Source organism: Cupriavidus sp. CuC1, assembly GCF_044627735.1.
Classification (GTDB): domain Bacteria; phylum Pseudomonadota; class Gammaproteobacteria; order Burkholderiales; family Burkholderiaceae; genus Cupriavidus; species Cupriavidus ulmosensis.
Map to the genome: position 1 here is coordinate 1 of NZ_JBIUHC010000253.1, position 9,203 is coordinate 9,203.

The 9,203-nt window shown below is 61.6% G+C and carries 7 protein-coding genes and 2 pseudogenes; 8 read left to right on the plus strand and 1 reads right to left on the minus strand.

The features are described from left to right. The 5 genes and pseudogenes from ACGLHR_RS48940 to ACGLHR_RS48960 form a co-directional block, all read left to right on the plus strand. Nucleotides 1-899 (plus strand): DNA-binding protein (locus ACGLHR_RS48940; protein WP_400102997.1); only part of this gene is annotated, 899 nt, incomplete at its 5' end. 247 nt (nucleotides 900-1,146) lie between these two features. Then, on the plus strand, nucleotides 1,147-1,407 hold the full coding sequence (locus ACGLHR_RS48945) for an H-NS family nucleoid-associated regulatory protein (protein ID WP_318234403.1): 261 nt from the start codon (nucleotides 1,147-1,149) through the stop codon (nucleotides 1,405-1,407). A 394-nt stretch (nucleotides 1,408-1,801) separates the two neighbouring features. Further along, nucleotides 1,802-1,918, plus strand: a pseudogene (locus ACGLHR_RS48950) (PDDEXK nuclease domain-containing protein); the annotation flags it as partial. Between the two features lie 49 nt (nucleotides 1,919-1,967). Further along, a complete protein-coding gene (locus tag ACGLHR_RS48955; RefSeq protein WP_400102999.1) occupies nucleotides 1,968-2,993 on the plus strand; it encodes an IS30 family transposase in 1,026 nt (341 codons plus the stop codon). Between the two features lie 33 nt (nucleotides 2,994-3,026). Beyond that, nucleotides 3,027-3,477, plus strand: a pseudogene (locus ACGLHR_RS48960) (PDDEXK nuclease domain-containing protein); the annotation flags it as partial. Nucleotides 3,478-3,509: 32 nt separating this feature from the next. On the opposite strand, the gene ACGLHR_RS48965 reads toward ACGLHR_RS48960, so the two are convergent. After that, nucleotides 3,510-4,430, minus strand: coding sequence for a LysR family transcriptional regulator (locus ACGLHR_RS48965; RefSeq protein ID WP_400103001.1), 921 nt, complete (start codon nucleotides 4,428-4,430; stop codon nucleotides 3,510-3,512). A gap of 217 nt (nucleotides 4,431-4,647) precedes the next feature. Between ACGLHR_RS48965 and ACGLHR_RS48970 the strand changes: the two genes are divergently transcribed. The 3 genes from ACGLHR_RS48970 to ACGLHR_RS48980 all read left to right on the plus strand — a co-directional run bounded on the left by ACGLHR_RS48970 (nucleotide 4,648) and on the right by ACGLHR_RS48980 (nucleotide 9,033). After that, nucleotides 4,648-6,273, plus strand: a complete 1,626-nt coding sequence (locus ACGLHR_RS48970) for a GMC family oxidoreductase (protein ID WP_400103003.1) — start codon at nucleotides 4,648-4,650, stop codon at nucleotides 6,271-6,273. 230 nt (nucleotides 6,274-6,503) lie between these two features. Further along, nucleotides 6,504-8,003, plus strand: a complete 1,500-nt coding sequence (locus ACGLHR_RS48975) for an amidase (protein WP_400103005.1) — start codon at nucleotides 6,504-6,506, stop codon at nucleotides 8,001-8,003. A 43-nt stretch (nucleotides 8,004-8,046) separates the two neighbouring features. Then, nucleotides 8,047-9,033: a Bug family tripartite tricarboxylate transporter substrate binding protein gene (locus ACGLHR_RS48980; protein WP_400103007.1), complete on the plus strand. Its 987-nt coding sequence runs from the start codon at nucleotides 8,047-8,049 to the stop codon at nucleotides 9,031-9,033. The last annotated feature ends 170 nt before the right edge of the window (nucleotides 9,034-9,203 follow it).

Genomic DNA, 9,203 nt, shown 5'->3' on the forward strand with positions numbered 1-9,203 from the left:
CCACCGCCAACAAGCTCTACGGCCTGGTGCGCAAGGGCAGCATGGGCACGCCCACCGAGGTGCTGGCGCAGTTCTGGCAGGACCTGCGCGACAAGATGCACGTGACCATCGCGCACCCCGAGCTGCCGGACGCGCTCAAGGCGATCGCCGCCAATGCCGTGCAGTCGATCTGGCAGGCCGCCAACGAGGCCGCCGCCGGCGAACTGGCCGCGCTGCGGGCCGAAGCGCGGTTGCAGGCGAGCGAGGCGGAGGCGCAGCGCGACCAGGCGCGGGCCGCAGTGGTAGTGGCCGAGCAGGAGACCGCCGCCGTGCAGGCCGGGCTCGACGCCGTCCAGCGCGCGCGCGTGGCGCTACAGGGGGAGCTGGAGGCCGAGCGCCAGGCTCACGCGGCCGCGCAGGCGCGTCATGACGAGGGCAAGCGCCAGGTCGAGGCGCTCGAGCGGCAGTTGCTGGAGCTGCGTACCCAGTTCTCGACGGAGCTGGAACACACCCGCGAGCAGGTGGCTGTCGCGCAGGAGCGGGCCAGCGCCACCGAGCGCCGCGCGCTGCGCGAGATCGACCAGGAGCGCACATTGCGCCAGAAGGCCGAGCAGGCGCTCGCGGAATTGCGCGCTGAGCTGGCAGTCGTGCAGGCGAGGGCGCAAGACACCGCCGTCGCCGGTGCAGAGGCACGGGCCCGGCAGCAGGCCGAGCGCGACACGCTCAGCCTGCAACTGGCGCAGGCGCAACAGGCGCTCGAGCGAGGGCAGGCGGCCCAAGACGAGCTGCGGGCGCAACTGGAAACGGCAGTACGGCGTGCCGAGCGGGCCGATGCGCAAGCCACCGCGACGCGCCGCCTGGTAGGTGCCAAGCGCCGGGTGCCGGTGACGCGCACCAAGTTCAAGCCCGGGCCGGCCTGAAGGCGTGGGCGGGGGCAGGGTTTGTCCACCGCGCCATGGGATAAGCCTGTGGACAAGCCGCGCGGGGGCAGACAGCCGACGGCCTCTCCGGATTTGATTAAAATTTAAGCAAAAGAGAGCGGCCACATCCTCCCGCCGGCAATGATTCCCACCGCAGCCATCACCTGGAGCAACCCTGAAATCCAACGCTCCCACCAGAAGGCACAACGCCGGATCCGGCGCTGCCCCAAATTTCTTCACCTACACCATGTCAATCGAAATCGAGCGCGCGCAAGCGATTACCTGGATCCGCATCCAGATGGCCCAGCATGGGCTGAGCCTGGCTGACTTGCAGGCCGCCGGCTGCTTTGCCGAGCCGCCGCCGACCCCAACGCCAGGAGCGGTGCGCTACCGCAATGCGCACGGGCAGGGCTGGGACGGCCGCGGCGCCATGCCGGACTGGCTGCAGCGGGCGATCCACGCCGGGCAGACAGTGGAACATTTCCGGGTAACCGCTACGAAGCAATAGCTGACCACTGCCGCAGAGCTAGAAACCGGAAGGGCCCCGGGGCGGAAGCTTCGCCGGCAGCATGCACTGCTGGAATCGTGCGAGGTTCTAATAGGGGCTGCGGAGGCCCAGGTGCCGCAGCATCTGCCGCGGGAAGCCATGACGTCGATTGTTTTGTGCCGGTAACCCGCTGAAAGTTACCCCGGCTTTGCACGGATGATCAGCTTGGCCTCAGCAAGGCAAGTGCGGGATCTATTGGCCACCGTGACGGGTCCGGGATGCTTGAGATGCCGGACTGATGCAGCCTGGCCAAAATCAACGGCTGTAGAGATGAGAAAATGAATCGAAGGCACTTCATATTGAACAGTCAGTGCAAAGCGGGGCGAGGAATGCAGCGCGTGGACGCGGCGAACTAAGCCCCGGCCTGGTGCTCAAGGATCCCTATGTCCTCGATTTCCTGGGCTTGCGGGATCGCTATCTGGAGCGGGACCTCGAGGACGCCATCCTGCGCGAGCTGGAGCATTTTCTGTTGGCGGCCTCAAATCTGAAGTGCAACACCTTGCTTCGGGTAAGGTGCTCAGATGCAAAGCAGAACTTCGTACCAACAACTTCAGCCTGAGGAGCGCATGACGATTGCGAGCATGAGCCAGAGCGGTTCGAGTGTGCGGGCCATGGCCCGCACACTCGGGCGCTCGGCGGGCACCGTCAGCCGTGAACTGAGGCGAAACAGCTGTGCGCTGCGTGGCTACGCGAGCCTGCCGGCGCAGGCCATGAGGCAGGCGCGGCGGGTTCAGGCGCGCCCGGTAGCGAAGCTCGATCCGCAACACGCTCGGTGGGGCGCGGTGCTGACTTTGTTGGATTGGAAGTGGTCGCCGCAACAGATCGCCGGTATCCTTAAGCGAGTGTGGCCCGAGGACCCCAGCATGCATGTATCTCACGAGACGATCTACACGGCCATTTACGCGCAGCCCAGGGGCGAGTTGCGCCGCCAGCTCATCGCCTGCCTGCGCCATGGCCGCAGCACACGCATGCCACGCAAGCGCGGGGTTGATCGACGCGGGCAGATTCCTGAGATGGTCAGCATCCATGTGCGCCCGCCCGAGGTCGAGGACCGCGTCATGCCGGGTCACTGGGAGGGTGACTTCATCAAGGGCGCGGGCAACAAGTCTTCGGTGGGCGTGCTGGTCGAACGCAGCAGTCGTCTGGTGCTGTTGGCCAAGATGGATGACGCTACTGCGGCCTCGGCGCTGGCCGGCTTTTCTGCCAAGCTCAATTCGATTGCTGAGCCGCTGCGCCAGAGCCTGACGTACGACCAGGGAAAGGAGATGACGCGCCACAGTGAGCTCAGCGCCAACACTGGCGTCAAGGTGTACTTCTGCGATCCGCACAGCCCCTGGCAGCGCGGCACTTGTGAGAACACCAACGGGCTGCTGCGCCAGTACCTGCCCAAGGGCACCGACTTGTCCGTGCACACACAAGAAGAACTCGACGCAATTGCCGACAGCTTGAACAAGCGACCTCGTGCTACGCACGCGTTCCACTCCCCACTGGAGGTGTTCGCTCGTATGCTCAAACAAGTTTCTCACCCCCCAACTTCAATTCACTGACGCGGGTGTTGCACTTGGGACTTGAAACCGCCGTTGGAACTGGGAGCAGGCTTCACCTTTGTTGCTCGCCAGAAGCGGCTGCAGATTGACAACGACGATTTCTATATTGACCTGTTGTTCTACAAGCGTCGCCTCAAACGCCTGGTGGCGATCGAGCTGAAGCTGGGCGAGTTCAAGGCCGCCGACAAAGGGCAGATGGAACTCTACCTGCGCTGGCTCGCCAAGCACGAGCAGGAGCCCCGGGGAGGCGCCGCCGCTAGGCATCATCCTCTGCACTGGCAAGTAGCGCGAGCACATCGAGTTGTTAGAGCTGGACCAGACTGGCATTCATGTCGCTGAATATTTGACCGAACTGCCGCCCCGGCAACTGCTAGAGCAGAAGCTCCATGAGGCCGTTGCTTTGTCGAAGGCTCGGCTCGAGAATCGCGCCGACGACACAGGCGGCGAGCCGGAATCTGAGCCTCTCCGGAGGCGGAATTCATAAAATCGATCCGGATTAGGTTGAGGTACGGCAAGCTACAACGACCAAGCACGTGCAAGAGCGCTTCGCGAAACCTCAACTACAGAATCCTCACGGCGACTGTGTAAGCAAATAAATGTGAGTACACAGTCGAGTTTCGCTTGATCCGCAACGACTAGTCCGTGCTCCTGTTGCTCACGCATGGCAATCGAGTCACGCATGAGTGACAACCCGATACCGGACTTAACCAAATCAATCATTGACGCCTCCTGATCGACCATGGCGACCCGCGTAGGCTCTATGCCGGTAATGGAGCCCAGGCCGAAGACCGATGCGAGCAAGCGATGATGGACTGATTGTGGCGGCGTCTTCAGCCACGGAAGGCCAGCTAGTCCGCGCCAGTCCTGGCCATGTATCTTGGCTGCCCAGTTACGCGGTCCTACAACGAGATAGGAAAACTGCAACAAGGGTTGCTGCCAGACATGGCTACAGCTAGTCGTTTTTTGGATTTCACTCGGGCTGGTCAAGTGGAATCCCACATCCAGGTCGCCGCGTTCGACTTGATCAAGTACCGACCCACTTATTCCATGCCTGAGCTCCACGGCCACGTGTGGCGCTGCTTCAGCAAAATGACGGAGAAAGCTACCGAGCCGGATGAACTCCGGATCCAGGATGGTGCCGATGCGGAGGGACCCGCGTAGAGAATTGTTGAGCCGTTGCGTCGCGTGATTCAACTCAGCCAAGCTCGAGAGAACACGCTCTACCTGGGGCAGCAGCGCCAAACCGTCAAGGGTCAGCTCCAGACCGTGAGCCTTGCGCGCAAATAGCCGAAGGCCCGTCTGCTCTGCCATCGCCTTGAGCTGAAGGCTAACAGCAGGCTGAGACAGGTGTAGCTGCTGTGCGGCGCGGGACACACTTCCGCTTCGCGCGACCGCCGCGAAAGCCCGAAGCATCTGAAGGTCCGATAGAGGGCGCATATTTGCAGAAATTATATCTCACTTCATTAGAAATCATTGGCCTTTGCTGCATCTGACGGCGACACTTCGAGCACGGACACGCCGAGCAGAACAGCGGAAGAATACCGCAGCAGCTTTCGGATTGCTTGTTGTTCATTGGTCCGGTTGCACCATATTGCCCGCCGGGGTGGCGAAAATGTGGCCCATTAGCCTCAAAGCAATATGAGGAGATATAAGGATGAGCGAACTTACATTTGACTACATCGTCATCGGAGGAGGTACTGCCGGGGCCCTGATGGCGAACCGCCTGAGTGCAGATGCTCAAAAACGCGTACTACTTATTGAGGCAGGAACAAAGGATAACTATCCGTGGATTCACATTCCCGTTGGCTATCTCTATTGCATCGGTAATCCCCGCACCGATTGGCGGTTCCAGACCGAACCCGACGCCGGGCTGAACGGACGCACCTTGCGTTATCCGCGTGGCAAAACTCTGGGCGGTTGCTCCAGCATCAATGGGATGATCTACATGCGCGGTCAATCCCGAGACTACGACCAATGGGCTGCGTTAACCTCTGACGACGCATGGAAATGGGAGCACGTCCTCCCTGCGTTCAAAAAGCACGAGGATCACTTTGCAGGCCGCAGCGAAATGCATGGAGCTGGCGGGGAGTGGCGCGTTGAAAAGCAACGCCTGCGTTGGGATATTCTCGACGCCTTTGCAGATGCAGCCCAACAGGCAGGGATCCCACATAGCAGCGACTTCAATGGCGGCAACAATGAGGGGGTCGGCTACTTCCAGGTGAACCAGAAGAACGGCTGGCGCTGGAACACGGCAAAAGCCTTCTTGAGGCCAGCATGCTCAGCTCGGAAGAATCTTGTCCAATGGACGAGTTCTCAAGCAACCAAGCTAGAGTTCAAACACGAGGCAAACGGAACACAGCGGTGTATCGGTGTGACTGTCGCTAGAGGCCAAGAGCTGGTGAAGGTGTGGGCGAATAGTGAGGTCGTTCTCTGCGCCGGAAGCATCGGATCACCTCATCTCTTGCAGCTATCAGGTATCGGCGAGCCCGGCCTGCTGCAGAAGCATGGAATCCGAGTCTTGGTCGATCTTCCCGGGGTTGGTGAAAACCTGCAAGACCACCTGCAAATCCGAACCGTTTATAAAATCGAAGGCGCCAAGACGCTAAATCGTCTGACTTCCAGTCTTTGGGGCAAAGCGAAGATCGGGCTGGAATATGTGGCGCGGCGTAGTGGCCCCATGAGTATGGCACCTTCACAGCTAGGCGTATTCACCACGAGCTCGCCAGACCAAATTTGGCCCAACATTCAATTCCACGTACAGCCGCTCTCTCTGGAAGCATTCGGTGAACCGCTGCATGAGTTCCCCGCGTTCACAGCAAGCGTTTGCAATCTCAATCCTACAAGTCGGGGAACTGTGAAGCTCAAGAGCCCCGACTTCAAGGTGGCACCGGCGATTTCGCCAAACTATCTCGCGACAGAGACGGACAGGAAGGTCGCAGCTGACTCCATCAGGGTTGCAAGGAACATCGCCTCTCAGGACGCACTGCGGCGGTACTCCCCTCTAGAGTGGAAACCTGGAATCCAATTCCAGACGGACGACGACCTCGCCCGCCTGGCCGGCGACATAGCAACGACGATCTTCCATCCCGTCGGAACGACTAAGATGGGCGATGACAAGGACCGGATGGCGGTTCTCGATTCACGGATGCGAGTCCGCGGAGTGGAAGGCCTAAGAGTAGTGGATGCTGGCGCAATGCCAACTATCACAAGCGGCAATACGAATAGCCCAACTTTGATGATGGCGGAAAGAGCTGCTGGATGGATTCGTGATGCAGGCTAGCGTCTAAAAAGGTTGCCCCGTTGTTGATTTGCATCCGAACCTGACCCAGGCAAGGCTGGTTTTTGCATCGAATGTTGACACACGTATAGAACACTGTCCTGCTCGGGAACGGGCGGGAGTTCGGAGTGATCGACGTGGCCATACTAAGAGCGGCTCTTAATCATTTCAAGGATTAATGGGCTCATCAAATCGCCAACTTACCAAACACGACATGGGACACGCAAGCTGACATGGAACCCACTCGTATCACCCCCACGGATCCTATCGTTGATCTGGACGCGGTCGCATTGTCGCGAGCCATTCATGCGCGCGAGGTTTCGTGCGTTGAAGTGGTCGATGCGTTTCTCGGCCAGATTGACCGACACAACCCACGCGTAAATGCCATCGTCGCGCCGGCGGACCGCGACGCCTTGCGCTTCCAAGCGGCCGAGCGCGACTCGGAAATGGCGCGCGGCGTCAGCCGCGGCCCGCTGCATGGCTTCCCGCAGGCGCCCAAGGACGTTATGCCGGCCGCCGGCATGGTGACCACAAAGGGTTCGCCGATCTTCGCAGGCCAGGTTAGCCAGACGGACGCGGTAATTTTCGAGCGCATGCGGGCCGGGGGCGCACTCTTTGTCGGGCGCACCAACTCGCCCGAGTTTGGCCTCGGCGGCCATACCTACAATCCGGTCTATGGAACCACACGGAACGCCTTCGACCCGGCACGCTCGGCCGGCGGCAGCAGCGGCGGCGCGGCTGTCGCGGTGGCACTGCACATGCTGCCAGTTGCCGACGGCTCCGACATGATGGGCTCGCTGCGCACGCCTGCCGCATTCAACCATGTCTTCGGCTTGCGCACCTCGTTTGGCAGTGTGCCGCACGGGCCGACGGAGGAAGTGTTTTTCAACCAGTTCAGCGTCGCGGGACCGATGGCTCGCAACGTGCCGGATCTCGCGCTGCTCCTGTCGGTGCAAGCCGGCTTCGATGCACGCCTGCCCCTGACACACCGCGCAGAGGCCCCCGGAACTTTCGCTTTGCCGCCGGAGCGCGACTGGACCGGCGTGCGCATTGGCTGGCTGGGCGACCTTGGTGGTCATTTGCCGGTCGAAGCCAGTCTGCTCGACACCTGCGTTCGCGCACTAGAGCACCTGCGCTCGATCGGATGCACGGTCGACGCCGCGGTGGCCGAGTTTGACCTGGAAAGACTGTGGCAGGCCTGGATCGACCTGCGCAGCTTTGCCGTGGCCGGCGCCAATGGAGCGCTGTATAGGGATCCGGCCCGCCGCGGACAGCTTAAGCCCGAGGCGGTGTGGGAGATCGAGCGCGGGTTGGCGTTGCCAGGAACGCGCTTATACGAGGCAATGAGCGTGCGTAGCGCGTGGTACCAGGCACTCCGCGTGTTGTTCGAGCGCTATGACTATTTGGTGTTGCCTGCTGCCCAGGTCTATCCCTTTGATGCCGAATTGGATTGTCCGCATGTTATCGACGGTCGTGACATGGACACCTATCACCGCTGGATACAAGCCGCGGTCCCCGCCGCGATGGCAGGACTGCCGGCGCTGGCTGCGCCCGCTGGCTTTGGCCCGGGCGGCCTGCCCGCTGGCCTCCAAATCATTGGCCCCGTCCAGTCCGACGCCACCGTACTACAGATTGGCCACGCCTATGACCAGGCCGGCGGCTTCTCGCGTGTGCGCAGCACGTGGCTGGGAAAGGCGTGGGACGCTGCCGCCCCTAGCGGTCTCCCGAATTGAACCGTATTTATTTCCGAACCGTAGGCAGGGAGTTGATCCACCGATGACAAAAATTTCTCTGAAGCCCTTTTTCGTAGGCACCGGCCTGACGGTGATGCTGGCCACGGCGCCGGTCGCTGCGCAGGCGCAGTCTTATCCCGACCGTCCGATCAAGCTGGTAGTGCCATTCGCCGCCGGCGGCGCCACTGACGTGCTGGGCCGACTGCTTGCGGCGGGCCTCTCCCAAAAGCTTGGCCAGGCCGTCGTGGTCGAGAACAAGCCAAGTGCCAGCACGGCGATCGGCGCCACCCAGGTGGCTAAGGCTGCGCCAGACGGCTACACTCTGCTGCTTGGCTCGAGCACCACGCTCACACTGAACCCGACGATTCGTCAAAACCTGAGCTACGACCCGGTCAAGGGCTTCACGCCGCTGGGGCTGATCGCCGACTTGAGCCTGGTGCTGCTGGCCAACGCCGAGATTCCGGTGAACTCGCTCAAGGACTTGGTGATCCAGACCAAGGCTCAGCCTGACAAGTTCTCCTATGGCTCGTTCGGTACCGGATCCTCAGTTCATTTCGGCGGCGAGATGCTCAAGTCGGCTACCGGCGTTCATATGGTTCACGTGCCGTTTAACGGAAGCGCGCAAAGCCTAACCGCGCTGGCCGGCGGTCAGGTTCAGGTTGCGGTCGATAGCGTGGTCGCCAGCCTGCCACTGATCAAGGGTCGCAAGATCAAGCCGGTAGCGGTGTTGTCAGCGCAGCGGCAGCCCGCGCTGCCCGAGGTACCCACAGTGGCCGAGAGCGGCTATCCGGGCTTCCAGATGGGGTCGTGGTTCGCGCTGCTGGCGCCCGCCGGACTTGCGGCACCGGTGCAGGAGAAGCTAGAGAAGGCCCTGGCGGAAGTTGCGACGGCGCCCGCGATCAAGAGCCGGATGCTTGAACTCGGCCTGACGCCGGCCTACGGCAACGGCGTGGCGGTCAGGGCGCGCACCGAGAAGGAACTTCCTGAGATGCGGGCGCTGGCGGCACGGGCCAATATTCGCGCCGAGTAAGGGGTGAGCCACGACGGAGGGCCCCGCGTGCTGGAAAAGCGGGAAGCGCCCGGTGAACCCGTCTTGAAGGACAGCAAGAGAGCAAGGAGTATCGTAAGCGCCCGGCGAACACACCTTGATCGGGGGGATATTGAGGGCGAGGATCGTGTCCATCTAAATTTGGCATGGAC